11 protein-coding genes and 1 riboswitch are annotated in these 16,046 nt (G+C 48.8%); of the genes, 6 read left to right on the top strand and 5 right to left on the bottom strand.

The genetic code is table 11. The features are described 5' to 3' along the window. The first annotated feature begins 299 nt into the window (after positions 1–299). On the top strand, positions 300–3,020 hold the full coding sequence (cphA, locus tag QUB14_RS03545) for a cyanophycin synthetase (protein ID WP_333215123.1): 2,721 nt from the start codon (positions 300–302) through the stop codon (positions 3,018–3,020). Positions 3,021–3,332: 312 nt separating this feature from the next. Then, the gene (locus QUB14_RS03540) at positions 3,333–6,758 is read left to right on the top strand and encodes a DNA methyltransferase (RefSeq protein WP_333215125.1); all 3,426 of its coding nucleotides are present in this window, start codon (positions 3,333–3,335) and stop codon (positions 6,756–6,758) included. Positions 6,759–6,786: 28 nt separating this feature from the next. On the opposite strand, the gene QUB14_RS03535 is transcribed toward QUB14_RS03540, so the two are convergent. The 4 genes from QUB14_RS03535 to psbA (QUB14_RS03520) form a co-directional block, all read right to left on the bottom strand. After that, positions 6,787–7,176, bottom strand: coding sequence for a hypothetical protein (locus tag QUB14_RS03535; RefSeq protein ID WP_333215127.1), 390 nt, complete (start codon positions 7,174–7,176; stop codon positions 6,787–6,789). A 4-nt stretch (positions 7,177–7,180) separates the two neighbouring features. Next, positions 7,181–7,525 carry a hypothetical protein gene (locus QUB14_RS03530; RefSeq protein WP_333215129.1) on the bottom strand — a complete coding sequence of 115 codons (345 nt, stop codon included), beginning with the start codon at positions 7,523–7,525 and terminating at the stop codon, positions 7,181–7,183. Between the two features lie 63 nt (positions 7,526–7,588). Then, positions 7,589–8,857 (bottom strand): precorrin-6y C5,15-methyltransferase (decarboxylating) subunit CbiE, encoded by a 1,269-nt coding sequence (gene cbiE / locus QUB14_RS03525; protein ID WP_333215131.1) that lies wholly within the window; start codon positions 8,855–8,857, stop codon positions 7,589–7,591. Positions 8,858–9,256: 399 nt separating this feature from the next. Then, positions 9,257–10,339: a photosystem II q(b) protein gene (gene psbA, locus QUB14_RS03520; RefSeq protein ID WP_006631664.1), complete on the bottom strand. Its 1,083-nt coding sequence runs from the start codon at positions 10,337–10,339 to the stop codon at positions 9,257–9,259. A 209-nt stretch (positions 10,340–10,548) separates the two neighbouring features. Next, a riboswitch (adenosylcobalamin-variant (AdoCbl-variant) riboswitch) is annotated at positions 10,549–10,628 on the top strand. A gap of 8 nt (positions 10,629–10,636) precedes the next feature. Here psbA (QUB14_RS03520) and cobG point away from each other — a divergent pair. The 4 genes from cobG (at position 10,637) to psbA (QUB14_RS03500) (ending at position 14,956) form a co-directional block, all read left to right on the top strand. Continuing rightward, positions 10,637–12,154 carry a precorrin-3B synthase gene (gene cobG / locus QUB14_RS03515; RefSeq protein WP_333215133.1) on the top strand — a complete coding sequence of 506 codons (1,518 nt, stop codon included), beginning with the start codon at positions 10,637–10,639 and terminating at the stop codon, positions 12,152–12,154. 154 nt (positions 12,155–12,308) lie between these two features. Beyond that, positions 12,309–12,938 (top strand): precorrin-8X methylmutase, encoded by a 630-nt coding sequence (locus QUB14_RS03510; protein ID WP_333215135.1) that lies wholly within the window; start codon positions 12,309–12,311, stop codon positions 12,936–12,938. Next, entirely contained in the window at positions 12,935–13,645 is a 711-nt protein-coding gene (locus QUB14_RS03505; RefSeq protein ID WP_333215137.1) for a precorrin-2 C(20)-methyltransferase, read from the top strand. The genes QUB14_RS03510 and QUB14_RS03505 overlap by 4 nt, the downstream gene beginning before the upstream one ends. 228 nt (positions 13,646–13,873) lie before the next feature. Then, entirely contained in the window at positions 13,874–14,956 is a 1,083-nt protein-coding gene (gene psbA, locus QUB14_RS03500; protein ID WP_006631664.1) for a photosystem II q(b) protein, read from the top strand. A gap of 156 nt (positions 14,957–15,112) precedes the next feature. Here the strand turns inward: psbA (QUB14_RS03500) and QUB14_RS03495 are convergent, their stop codons facing one another. Then, positions 15,113–16,006 (bottom strand): hypothetical protein, encoded by an 894-nt coding sequence (locus QUB14_RS03495; protein ID WP_333215139.1) that lies wholly within the window; start codon positions 16,004–16,006, stop codon positions 15,113–15,115. Positions 16,007–16,046: the final 40 nt, after the last annotated feature.

Raw genomic sequence — 16,046 nt, 5'->3', positions numbered from 1 at the left:
CGGCATTCCGGCCGAATCATGGATACAACAATAGAATAGATTCCGAAGCAGCCACGGGCTGACGCCAGGAGGCAGAATCACAGAAAATTCTAACTTCGGGCTTTGAGTTTTTGCTAGCCATGGATCTGTACTTGTTTTTAGCCGATCGTAGGGGCATGAATTTTCAATTGGGTAGCCCATAACTGGAAATTCACTCCCAAACTGTTCGCAGCGAACAGTCGATCGAGCAATCTAGATCGAAATTGAATAAATGCTCCAATTATCTATAAGATTTCGCGCCCCATACCCCTCTAACTACCATGAAAATACTTAAAATCCAGACCTTACGCGGCCCCAACTACTGGAGCATCCGACGCCACAAACTCGTCCTGATGCGTTTGGATTTAGAGGAGTGGGCAGATAAAACCACATCTGAAATTCCTGGCTTCTACGAAGGGCTGATCGCCGCACTTCCGAGTTTGAACGACCATCACTGTTCTCCAGGCCATCAGGGAGGATTCCTGCAACGGGTCAGAGAAGGCACAATGTTGGGACACGTAATCGAACACGTCGCCCTAGAACTTCAGGAAATGGCAGGAATGCCGGTCGGGTTCGGCCGTACCCGCGAGACTGCGACCCCAGGCATTTACCAAGTAGTAATTGAGTATCAAAACGAACAAGCAGGTCGCTATGCCGCCCGGGCGGGCGTGCGGATGTGCCAGAGCATTGCCACTACTGGTTCTTATCCTGCAGCAGAATTAATCCAAGATTTGAGAGACCTTAGAGAATTTGCTGCGTCGGCGGCCCTGGGGCCGAGTACGGAAACACTGATCAAGGAAGCAGAAGCTCGCGGCATTCCTTGGATGCCTTTGAACGCCCGGTTTATGATTCAACTCGGCTATGGGGTTCACCAAAAGCGGATTCAGGCAACTCTGAGCAACCGCACGGGAGTTTTGGGGGTAGAACTTGCCTGCGACAAGGAAGGTACCAAAAATATCCTCGCCAGCGCCGGTGTGCCAGTTCCAAGAGGGACGGTGATTAATTATTTGGATGAACTGCACGGGGCGATCGAAGATGTCGGCGGTTTTCCGATCGTCCTCAAACCCCTAGACGGCAACCACGGCCGCGGCATTACGATCGACATCAATTCCTGGGAAGCAGCAGAAGAAGCCTACGACTTAGCCAGCGCGGCATCAAAAACAAAAAGCGTGATAGTCGAGCGCTATTACGTCGGCCGCGACCACAGAGTATTGGTAGTCAACGGGCAAGTCGTAGCAGTCGCAGAACGAGTCCCCGCTAACGTCGTGGGTAACGGCAAGTTTACAGTAGAACAGCTTATTGAAGAAGTAAACCGCGACCCGCAGCGAGGAGACGGACACGACAACGTGCTCACCCGGATCACGATCGACAAATTGTCCCTGGATTTGCTGCAAAAACAAGGATACGCGATGGACTCCGTAGTGCCGGCCGGGGAAAGAGTATTTTTGCGCGCGACAGCAAACTTGAGTACCGGTGGAATTGCAGTCGATCGCACCGACGAAATCCACCCGGAAAACGTCTGGCTGTTTTCCAGAGTCGCCAAAATTATCGGTTTGGACATAGCGGGCATTGACGTAGTAACTCCCGACATCTCCCAACCACTGCGCGATGTCAACGGCGTCATCGTCGAAGTCAACGCAGCACCGGGTTTCAGAATGCACGTCGCCCCGAGTCAGGGTTTACCCCGCAACGTCGCCGGCGCCGTCTTCGATATGCTTTTCCCCTCGCCTCAACCCAGCCGAGTGCCGATTTTAGCGGTAACGGGAACCAACGGCAAAACTACAACCACTCGCCTGCTTGCCCACATTGTCAAGCAGACCGGTCAGATTACCGGCTACACGACTACCGACGGCACTTACATCGGCGATTATTTGGTAGAAACCGGAGACAATACCGGGCCGCAGAGCGCTCAGTTGATTTTATCTGACCCAACGGTGGAAGTAGCGGTGCTGGAAACTGCCAGGGGTGGGATTTTGCGATCGGGCCTCGGCTTCGATCAGTGCGATGTCGGCGTCGTCTTGAACGTCGCGGCAGATCACTTGGGAATTGGCGACATCGACACCGTGGAACAGCTCGCCAAACTCAAGAGCGTCCTCGTCGAGGCGGTAATGCCCAAGGGCTATGCAGTTTTAAATGCAGACGATCCGTTAGTATCAAAAATGGCGCAGCGTGTCAAGGCTCAAATTGCATATTTTTCGATGAACCCGGACAACGAACTGGTTGCCAAACATACCGCTGCGGGCGGGCTGGCAGCGATTTACGAAAATGGGTATTTGTCGATCTTGAAAGGCGATTGGACGCTGAGAATTGAGCAGGCTGTGAACGTGCCGCTGACGATGGGCGGGCGCGCGCCGTTTATGATTGCTAATGCTTTAGCAGCTTGTTTGGCGGCTTTTGCCCAAGGATTGAAAATAGAAGATATTCGATCGGCTTTGTCAAGCTTCCAAGCATCCGTCGGTCAAACTCCCGGACGGATGAATTTGTTTAAATTGGGCAACTATCACGCTTTGCTCGACTACGCCCACAACCCGCACAGCTACAAAGCTTTGGGCAGTTTCGTGCTGAATTGGCCGGGACTGCGGATCGGGGTAGTCGGCGCCCCCGGAGACCGGCGAGATGAAGATTTTGTCACGCTGGGCAAACTTTCGGCCGAGATGTTCGATCGCATTCTTGTCAAGGAAGATATTGACAGGCGCGGGCGAGAACCCGGTGTTGTGGCACAGTTAATTTGCCAGGGAATTGCAGAGGCGATTTCTGCAGGAACCGCAAAGAAATCTCAAGTTGAATACGAGTTGATTCTCGACGAAACAACGGCCGTTAACAAAGCTTTAGACGAGGCGCCGGCCGGCAGTTTGGTAGTGATTTTACCTGAAAGTGTCAACAAAGCTTTGACTTTAATTGAGACCCGGAAACCGATTAAGGAATCTGTGGAAGTTCAAAATGGTTTAGAGCGATCGAAGTCACAGGAAAGTTTAAAACCGACTGTGGTGAATCAAGGCTAAACTCTTAAGTTTCATTTAATTAATAGGTTGGGTTTAACGTGTGTTAAACCCAATCTATTTTTTTAAATTAATACTATTTATTATTTTTTGTGCATTACATTCAACAAATGCTAGAAAGAGCGATCGACTTACTGACCAAATAGCTGATTGCGTTCAATCATTGTCATGCACTAGCCTGTTTTTAGCTCCGAAAAAAGATACAATATTTTTGAGATGGGTGGCGATCGCTCTCATGCCAGATCGCTCTCTCGCTCGCGAATTCAAACCGATCGAAGTATAGAATCAGGAAAAAGCAAGCAGCAGGATTGAAGCATGAATGAAGCCGATCGCACGCGTGTCGAAACATTCATCACGCGCTGGGCAGGTTCTAGCGGTAACGAACGGGCCAACTACCAGTTGTTTTTTGCCGAAATGTGCGATGCGCTGGGAGTCGATCGCCCTTTTGATAAAGGCAGAATTCCCAACGATCCCTATTGCTTTGATAAAGATGTCAAAATTTTTCACCCCAGCGGCAAAGTGACTCCGGGGTTTATTGACTTTTACAAAGCCGAGCATTTTTTGATAGAGGCCAAACAGGGCGGAACAACGAGCAACAAAGGAACGGCAAAGCGGGGGACAAATACCTATTTGCGGGAGATGGAAAAAGCGTTTGTACAGGCGATCGCCTATACGCGCAGTCTCAGCAGCAAACCGCCGTTTTTGTTAACTTGCGATATTGGCGATCATTTTGAATTATGGATGGGTTTTAGCGGCGATTATGGCGGCTATGGGGCGCGGCGAGAAATCGGGCTAATCGAGTTGGGGAAAGCCGATGTTTTCGATTTGTTTGTCGATATTTTTAGCAATCCGCAGCAGCGCAATCCAGAGAAAATTGCGGCGCGGGTGACGCGGGAAGTGGCGGCGGATTTGGCAGAGTTGGCAAAGCGGATGGAGGCGAATGTCGATCCACAGCAAGTCGCCCAGTTTTTGATGCGCTGTATTTTCACCATGTTTGCTGAGGATGTGGGATTACTCAAAGAACATTTGTTTACCCAGGCGCTGGAAACGCGGTGGATTCTCAACCCGAAGACTTTTAAGCCGGAGGTAGAGGCGCTGTGGGAGGCGATGAATGAGGGGACGAGTTTTGGTTTTCATGGCAAACTGTTGCGGTTTAATGGCGGATTGTTTGCCGAGTCGCAGGCGTTTGCTTTGACAAAGGCGCAGTTGGAGGTGTTGTTGCAGGCGGCGAAGCGGGATTGGTGCAATGTGGAACCGGCGATTTTTGGGACATTGTTGGAAAGGGCGCTGGATTCGAGGGAACGGAGTAAGTTGGGGGCTCATTATACGCCGCGATCGTATGTGGAACGGTTGGTAAAACCCGTGGTGATGGAGCCTTTGGGCGATCGCTGGATTGCGGTACAAGCGGAGGTTAAACAGTTGCTCAACGCGGGGGAATCGGAACCGACTGCAAATCAAAGGAAAAAGGCGCAATCAGTTTTAGAGGCATTTCTGACGGAGTTACAAGGGGTGAAGATTCTCGATCCGGCCTGCGGATCGGGTAATTTCCTGTATGTGACGTTGGATTTGTTGAAAGGGTTGGAATCGGAGGTGTTGCGCCGCTTGGAAGATGTCACCGGATCGGCGCAGTTGCGGTTAGATATTGCTCAAGTCAATCCCAGTCAGTTTTTGGGGATTGAGATTAATCCACGGGCGGCGGCGATCGCAGATTTGGTGATTTGGATTGGGTATTTGCAGTGGCATTTTCGGCGGTTTGGCGATATTCCGCCCATCGAACCCGTGTTGCGGGAGTACAACAATATTGAATGCCGGGATGCGGTGTTGGCCTATGACGGCATGGAACCGGATGTGGATGCGACGGGGAAGGTGAGAACTCGCTGGGGCGGACGGATGATGAAGAGTCCGGTGACAGGGGAGGATATTCCCGATCCGACAAACCAAGTAACAATTTATCGGTATTTGAATCCAAGGGTGGCCGTGTGGCCGGAGGCAGATTATATTGTGTCGAATCCGCCGTTTATTGGGAATGCGAGAATGCGGGAACGGTTGGGGGATGGGTATGCAGAAACGTTAAGGAAAGTCTATAAAGATGTGCCGGATACTGTTGATTTTGTGATGTATTGGTGGCACAAAGCTGCCACTATGGTTCGCCAAGGACACATCAGGAGATTTGGTTTAATTACAACCAATAGCATTCGACAGGTTTGGCAAAGAAAGATAATTGATGTTCACTTAGAAGCTTCTAAAAATCCACTCAACCTATTTTTTGCGATTGCCGATCATCCTTGGGATCAGGAAGGTGCCGCCGTACGCATTGCCATGACAGCCGCTGAACTCAAGACTTGTCATCATACCACAGCCCAAATCGGATATGTCTTGCATGAAACGGAAGTGGGAATACCTGAAGATATCGCCCAGAATCTGAGGATTAACTTGATTCATGTCGATCGAATACTCAGCAATTTAGATTCTGGTGCTAACGTGATGAGCACTCAGAAACTTAGAGCCAATCAAAATTTATCTTCCAAAGGCATGATGTTAGCTAGTCAAGGGTTTCTAATCAATCAGCAACAGCTAGAATTGATGGGTTATTCTTTAACTAATCTACCATCCGTTATTAAACATTATCGCAATGGACGAGATTTGATCCAACCTAAATCCGATATTTTCATAATTGATCTATTTGGACTAACAGAAGCAGAGGTCAGAGAGCGATATCAAGACATTTATCAAGGGATACTTGAAAGGGTAAAACCGGAGAGAATCACTAATAACCGAAAGGCATATAGAGATAATTGGTGGATTTTTGCTGAGGCGCGAGCCAAAATTAGACCGGCCATCAATACACTAGAACGGTACATTGCTACACCAAGAACGACAAAGCACAGATTTTTCACCTTTTTAGAGATAGATGTTTTTCCAGAAAGTGAAGTTATTATGATTGCACTTGGAGATGCTTATCACTTCGGTGTTCTATCTTCCACAATTCATATTATCTGGACACTGGCAACAGGTGGAGATTTAGGAGGAAATACGCCTAGATACAACAACTCTGTTTGCTTCGACCCCTTCCCCTTCCCCACCCCTACGGACAGCCAAAAACAAACCATCCGAGAACTCGGAGAACGCCTCGACAGCCACCGCAAACGAGTCCAGACCACTCACCCCGAAGTCACCATCACCGGGATGTACAACCTCCTCGAAAAACTCCGCCAAGGCGAACCCCTCGACGACAAAGACAAAGCCTTCAATCAAAAAGCGTTAGTCTCCACCCTCAAACAAATCCACGACGAACTCGATGCCGCCGTATTTGCCGCCTATGGTTGGGAACCCACCCTCACCGACGAGCAAATCCTCGAAAACCTCGTCACCCTCAACGCCCAACGCGCCGAAGAAGAACGCAACGGACTCATTCGCTGGCTGCGCCCCGACTACCAAGCCCCCGGCGAAACCTACATCCAACCATCCCTTGCAGGTATCACCACCGAAACAGAAACCGCCATTACTCCCACGGAACAACAACCTTTCCCCAAAACCCTCAAAGAGCAACTTTCCGCCATCCGCGACTTATTTCGCACCCAAAGCGGCGAATGGACAGCCGCCCAAGTTACCGCCCATTTCAAAGGCGCCAATCGCAAACAAAAAGTCATACTCGACTGTCTAGAAAGCCTGGAAGATTTGGGTATTTTGCTCAGTCATACTGAAAATGGGATGACTTTCTGGCATCTGGCAGAACTTTAGAGCGATTGGTAAGTTTCTGTTACTTTCTCTATGCCATCTGCAAATACTCCAACACCAGCAACCGCAAATAGTCCAGCATTCGGATATAGGCTCGCATTTGAAGATAGCCCGATCGCGTCTCATCATAAAACTGAGCGATCGCAGAACGATCGAACACCCTGAGCTGATGTAACTCTGCGATCGCTCGATCGCGATTCTCAACCTCTGCGCGCTCCTCAATCTGACTAGCATAACCGCGAATACTTACTGTTACTAACTCAAGCTCCTCCAGAAACGAAAAATCTTCCTCGGAACCAAGATACCTCTGAGATATCTCTTTGCGCTCTGATTTAGTGTTTTGATAGTCAACTGTCAACTGTGCCAAAAGTTGCACAATAATATCCTGCCCCAGCGCTAATTTGTTCTGAACTTGTGCCATATCGCTATTCCTCATTAATGCCATAAGTCACGATTTTCTCAACACCATACTGGTCAGGTCGCACAATTAAAAACTCATTGCCCTTTCGGTAAACAGCGGCTCCATCCTGCCGATATCCCGTGCGAGGAACTCTTACAGCACCTCTGGTGTTGAAGTTGTGTGCTTTACGCAAATATTTGAGTGGATCAAATCCTTTTCTTTGTGAATGGTCTAACACACTTTGGGCCACAGTTCGATAAGTTCCTCTATCCCATTCAGACAGATATTGCTGTAGTTCGATAACTTCAGTGTTGGAATAGTCTTCAAACAGTCGATCTAAATAAGGATCTACAGATGATTCGTCTGGCATTATCACTCTCATTCCAGAGGATATTATTGATTATAGCTTTATTAGAAAAAGATCGATCGCATTTTACCTCTTAACTACCGCCCACTGAGTCACCGGTGCCAGCGGTTTCCAACCCTGAAAAGAACCGATCGCCCCTACTCGCTGAATCCCAATTCTAATTAGTTCCCCACCATAACGATCGTGCCATTGCAAAACTTTAAACTCGCTCTCAACTGTCACCGCATTAACAACTAATCGGCCGCCTTCACCTAAAGCATTCCAGCAAGTTTCCAGCACAGCTTCTGCGGTGACACCGCCGCCGATGAAAATAGCATTCGGTTGAGGCAAATCTGTCAGGGCTTCCGGCGCTTCTCCCGCCACGATTTCGAGTTCGGGAACGCCGAAAGTCGAGGCATTTTCAGCGATGTATTGCAATCGAGTCGCATGGCGTTCGATCGCGATCGCCCTGCACCGAGGATGACTCCGCATCCATTCGATCGCGATCGAGCCGCAGCCCGCCCCCACATCCCAAAGCAACTCTCCGGGAATCGGTGCTAACGTTGACAGAGTAACGGCTCTAACCTCCCGCTTGGTAAGTTGTCCGTCGTGGCGATAAGCAGCATCCGGCAAACCCGAGGTACGAGAGAAAATCACAGCTTCGCGATCGGCTGCAACTGCGATCGCGATCGCGTTCAAATCCGCCAAATCCGCTGCATTCCAGGCTGCTGCTACCCCCTCGATCCGTCGTTCCGATTCCGATCCCATCCGCTCGAACACCGTCATCAAACTGCTGCCAAACCCCCGCTGCGTCAACAATTGTGCCACCTTTCCCGGCGTGTATCTGTCAGCGCTCAACACCAGCAAGCGCGCGCCGGGAGACAAAGCAAGGGCGATCGATGCGATCGGGCGATTTGTCAAACTGAAAGTCTCAACTTGGGCCAGCGGCCAACCTAAACGGGCGCAAGCAAGACTAAAAGCGGATACCGCCGGAATCACAGTCATTTCCGAAATGGGAATCTGGCGCGACAGCGTGACGCCGATGCCGTGACACATCGGATCGCCGCTTGCTAGCACGCACACAGACTGTCCCCGGCGGCGGAGGATGTCGTCAACAGTTGCTTGCAAAGGCGATGCCCAAACCAATTTTTCGCGGGTGTCGTCGGTTGGTAGCATTGCTAGGTGACGGGCGCCACCAACAACGATTTGAGATCGAGAGAGGAGGGTAGAGGCGATCGGGCTCAGCCCGGAAAGTCCATCTTCGCCAATCCCCACCACCGAAAGCCATTTGTGCATTAAATCCTTATCGCTAATATCGTTTCCGGGTGCATCGGAATGATCAAACTCGATAGTCATTAGTTATTAGTTATTAGTTATTAGTTATTAGTTATTAGTTATTAGCCGTTAAGCATATTATGTCCGATCGAACAACCAGAATAAAATTGGTTTATAGTGAGGACTTCAGTCCTCATAAAACTCGCTCGCACTGAAGTCCTCACTACAAAAGTTATAACGGTTATTTTACCCGAGTAGATAGGGAGCATCTCAGTTTTGGTTTTACTCTCCGTGCGATCGTCCCCTCGCTATATGTATATACTGTGCTGTGCGGGATGCTCGCACTCCAAAAAAACGCTTTTTACTCTCTGCAGAGATGCTCCCACTAGATATGTGAATAAACTCTAAAAAAACCTTTTTTCCCCAAACAAAAAGCGCCCCTATTTCTAGGAGCGCTTTTTATCAATCAAAAGCTAAAACTTAGCCATTGATAGAAGGAGCAACCATTGCTACGGGAGTTGTTTCGCCAGCAGCCAAATCGAGAGGGAAGTTGTGAGCATTGCGCTCGTGCATTACTTCCATACCCAAGTTAGCGCGGTTGATCACATCAGCCCAAGTATTGATAACGCGACCTTGAGAGTCGATAATCGATTGGTTGAAGTTGAAACCGTTCAAGTTGAAAGCCATCGTGGAGATACCCAAAGCGGTAAACCAGATGCCGACTACTGGCCATGCACCTAACAAGAAGTGCAAGGAACGGCTGTTGTTGAATGAAGCGTATTGGAAAATCAAACGACCGAAGTAGCCGTGGGCTGCAACGATGTTGTAGGTTTCTTCTTCTTGACCGAATTTGTAACCGTAGTTTTGCGATTCGGTTTCGGTTGTTTCACGAACCAAGGAAGAAGTAACGAGAGAACCGTGCATTGCGGAGAACAAGCTACCACCGAAGACACCAGCAACTCCCAACATGTGGAACGGGTGCATCAGGATGTTGTGCTCGGCTTGGAACACGATCATGAAGTTGAATGTGCCGGAGATACCCAAAGGCATACCGTCAGAGAAAGAACCTTGTCCAATTGGGTAGATCAAGAATACTGCGGTTGCTGCTGCAACTGGTGCAGAGTAAGCGACGCAGATCCAAGGACGCATACCTAAGCGGTAGGACAATTCCCATTCGCGACCCATGTAGCAAAATACACCGATCAGGAAGTGGAAAATTACCAATTGGTAAGGACCACCGTTGTACAACCACTCATCGAGGGAAGCTGCTTCCCAGATTGGGTAGAAGTGCAAGCCAATGGCGTTGGATGAGGGAACAACTGCACCTGTGATGATGTTGTTACCGTACATCAAGGAACCTGCTACTGGTTCGCGGATGCCGTCGATGTCCACTGGAGGGGCAGCGATGAAGGCGATGATGTAGCAGATGGTGGCGCTCAGGAGGGTAGGAATCATCAAGACGCCGAACCAACCTACATAAATGCGGTTGTCTGTGCTTGTTACCCACTCACAAAAGCGTTCCCAGACATTGGCGCTTTCGCGCTGCTGTAAGGTTGTTGTCATTTGTTTATGATTGCTTTATTTGGTTTTCAATGTTCGGATGATGTTTATATTATTAACGGTGTTGTTAAGGTTTGTAAAGGGGTTGAGCGACAGTTAAACTGATGACTGCGATTAGGAAAGCTGATGAAAAGACAGAGATGGGCGATCGCCCGGGGTTTTGTTAAGAAAGTTGAGGGTTTTGCTTTCTGTCGGTCAGGTCGTGATACCTTTCTAAAACCTGAAAGCGGGAAAGTCCGGTGCAATTCCGGCGCTGTGCCGCAACTGTAAAAGTCAGAATGCCGATTTCGGGGGCGCTTTGTGGGCGTTTACTTTTGGATTCCCTGCGTAGCACGGGGAGGAGATTATTTGTTACCTTTGACTGATTTGCCGACTTGTCCGGGTTTATTTTACGGTTCCCAAGCCCGAGACGGAGTTTTATCGAGAATGCGGATTCCGGGGGGAATTTTAAACGCGCAGCAGTGTTGGACGATCGCCGATTTGGCAGATCAATACAGTACCGGCTGTTTGCAAGTCACGAATCGGGCAAATTTGCAAATCCGAGAAGTGAACTCGGAAATTGCCCCGGAAGTCTGGAACCGCTTGCAGGAATTGGGGATAGCGTCTCGCCGCGTTGAAGTTGACCCAATTCGCAATATGATGGCAAGTCCGACAGCAGGGATCGATCGCCAGCAGTTACTGGATACTCGCCCGCTAGTGAAAGCTTGGGATGATTACCTGCAAACACATTCCGAGTTGTCGGAACTTTCGCCTAAGTTCAGTATTGGCTTCGACGGCGGGGAATCGGTTTCGATCCAGGCTTTACGCAACGATATTTTATTAGCTGCATGCGGTCGTTCAACCCAATCAGAAATCGTTTTTCGGCTGCATTTAAACGGCGATACAGGAATTTTAATCCAAGAATCGCAATGTATTTCAGTATTAGCCGCCCTCGCTAGCACCTATCTTGAATATACCAAAAATCGACCTCGAATTGATGGCAAAAAGCCGCGTTTGCGTCACCTGCTGGCAGATTGGGGCGCTGAAAGTTATCTAGAAAGGGTACAGCAGAATTTACCATTTTTATGGCAATTCCCATCTTGCACCTTTCCCAAAAACAGCGAAGATGCCTCATCTGAAAAATCCCTCCCCGATCACCGACATCTCGGCATTCATCCTCAACGACAGTCCGGTTTCTCCTACATGGGAATTGCACTGCCTCTCGGTAGGCTAGAATCAAAGCAACTGCGGAATTTGGCGAATTTAGCCCAAAAGCTAGCCAGCGGTACCCTGAGACTTACGCCGTGGCAAAATCTGCTAATTTCTGATATCCCCAACTCCCAGCTTTTTGAGGTAAAACAGCAAGTCGCCGATTTGGGATTGCACTCGTCGGCGACTCGCCTAGATTCGTGCTTGGTGGCTTGTGCCGGCAGCAGCGGCTGTGCCTCGGCGGCGACAGATACTCAAAGTCACGCCCTAGCAATGGCGAGGGATTTAGCGCAAAAATTGACACTCGACCTGCCGATTAACATTCATTTCAGCGGTTGCCAAAAGTCCTGCGCCCAGCACCGGCCAATTGATATCACGCTGGTGGGAATTCAGATTGAGCGGGGACACGAGATGCTCGAAGGCTACGACATTTATGCAGGTAGAAAAGATTTGCCCTTCGGGCGACCAATTTTTCCGGCGGTGAGTGTGGCCGAGATGCCCGGTGCGATCGAGCGAATGTTGCAGGTATATCAGCGGTTTCGAGAGCCTTTGGAGTCATTTGGTGAGTTTGTCGATCGGCAGGCGATCGACCAATTGCAGGAGTTGTGGAGTACCGAAAATCGGAATTGAAAGTGAAAAAATATCCCATAAAAACAGACAAATTTTAAGCATTTCTCTTTCTATCTCTCTTGAGATTTCTTCCTTCGCGTCCTTCGCGCCTTCGCGGTTCATTCAAAAAATCTATTTCACAAATTCCACAAAATTCCCATAGCAGTTTTAAACAATGATTGACTACATTCGAGACGGAACAGAAATCTACATTAAATCCTTCGCCACAATTCGAGCCGAAGCAGATTTGTCAAGCTTGCCGCCCGATTTAGAATCGGTAGCCGTGCGACTAATTCACAGTTGCGGCATGACCGATATTGTTGCAGATTTAGCAGCTTCCCCCGGTGCAGCCACCTGCGGACGCCAAGCCCTCTCTGCAGGTGCGCCGATTCTGTGCGATGCCCGGATGGTGGCCGAAGGCATCACTCGCAAACGCCTTCCCGCTGACAATCCGGTGATTTGCACCCTCTGGCATTCCGAAATCCCAGAGTTGGCGCGGCAAATAGGAAATACTCGATCGGCCGCGGCGCTTGATTTATGGCTGGACAACTTGCAGGGTGCGGTTGTGGCAATTGGCAATGCCCCGACTGCTTTGTTCCGACTACTGGAAATGCTGGATGCCGGAGCACCCAAACCGGCTTTAATTTTGGGTTTCCCGGTAGGATTTGTCGGGGCCGCCGAATCCAAAGCCGAACTGGCCGCCAACAGTCGGGGAGTGCCATTTATTACGTTGCACGGGCGGCGCGGTGGCAGTGCAATGGCAACGGCGGCCGTGAATGCGTTAGCGAAAAAGGATGAATTATGACTAAGGCGAATGGTAAATTGTACGGTTTGGGTATTGGTCCTGGCGATCCAGAGTTGATTACTTTGAAAGCTTATCGGATTTTGCAATCGGTGCCGGTGATTGCCTATCCGGCGATGGAAAATGGTAAGGTGCTGGCGCGGGCGATCGTCGCAGATTATCTGCGCCCGGAGCAAATTGAGATTCCGATGCCGTTGCCTTTTAGTCCGACGCGATCGTCTCAACCTTATTATGATATTGCTGCCGAGAAAATTGCCGCACATCTGAGCGAGGGGCGGGATGTGGCGGTGCTATGTGAGGGCGAACCTTTTCTCTACGGTTCGTTTATGTATCTATTCAACCGTTTGTCGGGGACATTTACCACTGAAGTTGTGCCGGGAATTTCTTCGACAATGGCGAGTGCGGCTGCGTTGGGAGTGCCGCTGACTTATCGTAACGATGTGTTAAGTATTATGCCTGCGACGCTGGATGCTGAGGTTTTGCGCGATCGACTGGCGGTTGTTGATGCTGCTGTGATTATTAAGCTGGGCCGGCATTTTGCGAAAGTCCGGGACGTACTGATTGAGTTGGGACAGTTCGATCGAGCACTGTATATAGAACGCGCAACTATGCCGAATCAGCGAATTCGGGCGATCGCAGATGTCGAGCCCGCTGAAGTTCCCTATTGGGCTCTCATTATGATACCTAGCCAGCAAAAGTCTGTATCTTAATATTTCCATGCCTGAAGGCGACGCGCTTCCAGGCTTTACATACTTTTTTGTGCATTCTTACCTGTTTATCCAGTTTTATTAAGTTTGATAAGTTCAACTTATACTATTCATTAGTTAATCTGTTGTTAAAATACTTTACAAACCTTAGAATAGGCTTTATGTTTATTTACATGGCGGAACATAAAGCCGTCACGAACATTGAAAACCAAATAAAGCAATCATAAACAAATGACAACAACCTTACAGCAGCGCGAAAGCGCCAATGTCTGGGAACGCTTTTGTGAGTGGGTAACAAGCACAGACAACCGCATTTATGTAGGTTGGTTCGGCGTCTTGATGATTCCTACCCTCCTGAGCGCCACCATCTGCTACATCATCGCCTTCATCGCTGCCCCTCCAGTGGACATCGACGGCATCCGTGAACCAGTAGCAGGTTCCTTGATGTACGGTAACAACATCATCACAGGTGCTGTTGTTCCTTCATCTAACGCCATTGGCTTGCACTTCTACCCAATCTGGGAAGCAGCTTCCCTCGATGAGTGGTTGTACAACGGCGGCCCTTACCAATTGGTAATTTTCCACTTCCTGATCGGTGTATTTTGCTACATGGGTCGTGAATGGGAACTGTCCTACCGCTTAGGTATGCGTCCTTGGATCTGCGTCGCTTACTCTGCACCAGTTGCAGCAGCCACCGCAGTATTCTTGATCTACCCAATTGGACAAGGTTCTTTCTCTGACGGTATGCCCTTGGGTATCTCCGGCACATTCAACTTCATGATCGTGTTCCAAGCCGAGCACAACATCCTGATGCACCCGTTCCACATGTTGGGAGTTGCTGGTGTCTTCGGTGGTTCTTTGTTCTCCGCAATGCACGGTTCTCTCGTTACTTCTTCCTTGGTTCGTGAAACAACCGAAACCGAATCGCAAAACTACGGTTACAAATTCGGTCAAGAAGAAGAAACCTACAACATCGTTGCAGCCCACGGCTACTTCGGTCGTTTGATTTTCCAATACGCTTCATTCAACAACAGCCGTTCCTTGCACTTCTTGTTAGGTGCATGGCCAGTAGTCGGCATCTGGTTTACCGCTTTGGGTATCTCCACGATGGCTTTCAACTTGAACGGTTTCAACTTCAACCAATCGATTATCGACTCTCAAGGTCGTGTCATCAATACTTGGGCTGATGTCATCAACCGCGCTAACTTGGGTATGGAAGTAATGCACGAGCGCAATGCTCACAACTTCCCTCTCGATTTGGCTGCTGGTGAAACAACTCCTGTAGCAATGGTTGCTCCTTCTATCAACGGCTAAGTTTTAGTTTTTGATTGATAAAAAGCGCTCCTAGAAATAGGGGCGCTTTTTGTTTGGGTAAAAATAAAAATATTTTTATCGGCATAAACTCCTCTCAACTATTTTATTAAGGTACATTGCTCTAAGTGACAGTAGAGCATATTATCTGTGTTCGCCCTACCTCCTGACTGGCTGAAATCCCTGCACAAAACTCACCCAGCGTGGTACTTTATCACCTGTAATATCTAGGATGGGAATGTTGAAGCTTCTGACATCAGGGCGACCGATTTCACCAGCCGAAAAAGTCACATTCGTAGGTTCTGATTTACCTAAACCATAGGCACTAGCTATTTGATTAGCAAGTCGGCAGGTTATTACAAAACTTCCCATATTAATCGTGCCACCCCCAGCCTCGTAATTCCATGTAATACCGGGTGTTAAAGTCCCCTCCTGACACATAAAGTGGGTGACTTCAAACATTTTGGCAATGTGAACGTCATATCGCCTTAAGCGTCCTCCATACGCCGATGCTGTGGTATCGCTTTCTGGTACTACAATCGATCCAAATCCTTCGTCAAAACCAAGCTTCATCGGCAGCGCTGTGGAACTTGTAAGCGGTTGACTCGCTTGGGGTTGTACGCGGGTTGGTGACATCTGTATTGGTTTGACAAATTGACTATTAGCGCGAATAAAACAACCTTGGGCCGCACCAGCAGTGTAGGTTTTTCCTACAAAAAGCCAAGGTAAACCCCTGGTATCACGGAAAGTAACACCAGCATTACCAGGAAAGCTCTCAAAACGCTGTCCCTGTTTTAAAACACCAACTACAGACCAATTAAAAACCTCAAATGGAGTGCGGTTGTCAACACGCATAAATTCTTCAAAAGAAGAATTCATGCGACAATTTAACCCCTTTGGGTCTGAGTCTACTACTTCCCAATAAGTATGAGAAGTTCTTCCTATATAATCCCCTTGATTATTAGGACTTGGTAGAGGTGCAGTAGAACCCAGTTTAGCTGTTCCTAATACCAGCAGAGTTGCAAGAGTAATGGTTTTTAATTCCTTTAACATGGGTATCACGTTTTAAACACTACATTTATTGGCAATCAAA

It is taken from the genome of Microcoleus sp. B3-D2, from assembly GCF_036705345.1.
Classification (GTDB): domain Bacteria; phylum Cyanobacteriota; class Cyanobacteriia; order Cyanobacteriales; family Microcoleaceae; genus Microcoleus.
The sequence above is the reverse complement of the archived record's forward strand: the minus strand, read 5'-3'. Positions and strand labels throughout refer to the sequence as shown.